This is a genomic window from Heliobacterium mobile, assembly GCF_009720735.1.
Taxonomy (GTDB): Bacteria; Bacillota; Desulfitobacteriia; order Heliobacteriales; family Heliobacteriaceae; genus Heliobacterium; species Heliobacterium mobile.
In genome coordinates this window covers 1-413 of the sequence record NZ_WNKU01000141.1, presented here as the reverse complement: position 1 = coordinate 413, position 413 = coordinate 1, and the positions used below count along the sequence as shown (strand labels likewise).

General features: G+C 53.5%; 1 protein-coding gene. It reads right to left on the bottom strand.

All coding sequences use genetic code 11. The annotated features are described in order from the left end of the window. Positions 1-413 (bottom strand): tape measure protein (locus GJ688_RS21680; RefSeq protein WP_155478177.1); only part of this gene is annotated, 413 nt, incomplete at both ends.

Genomic DNA, 413 nt, shown 5'->3' with positions numbered 1-413 from the left:
GTCAGTTCCCCGAGGGTTGACGAAATAAAATCTTTCAGGGTTGACGTCATTCCGGTGAAGGACTTGCCTAACTTATCGGTAGCTCCGGCGTACTTCTCTCCCATTCCCTGAATCAGCAGGGGAAGTACCTGGCTAGCCATGATTTTCCCTTGTTCAGACTGTTTGCGAAGCTCTTCCGTCGATATTCCCATTTTGTTGGCGAGAATGTCCCAGGCCGCAATCCCCCGAGACGTTAACTGCATCATGTCCTGGGCATTGAGCTTGCCGCTGGTGTTGATTTGTCCCAAAGCCATCGACACACCCTTGAGGGCTTCTTCTCCGCCGCCAACCGCTGCCACTGCATTTCCGACGGCTTGGATGTCGGGGATGACCTGTTCTGCCGAGATGCCCATGGCAAGCAATGACTTTGCTGA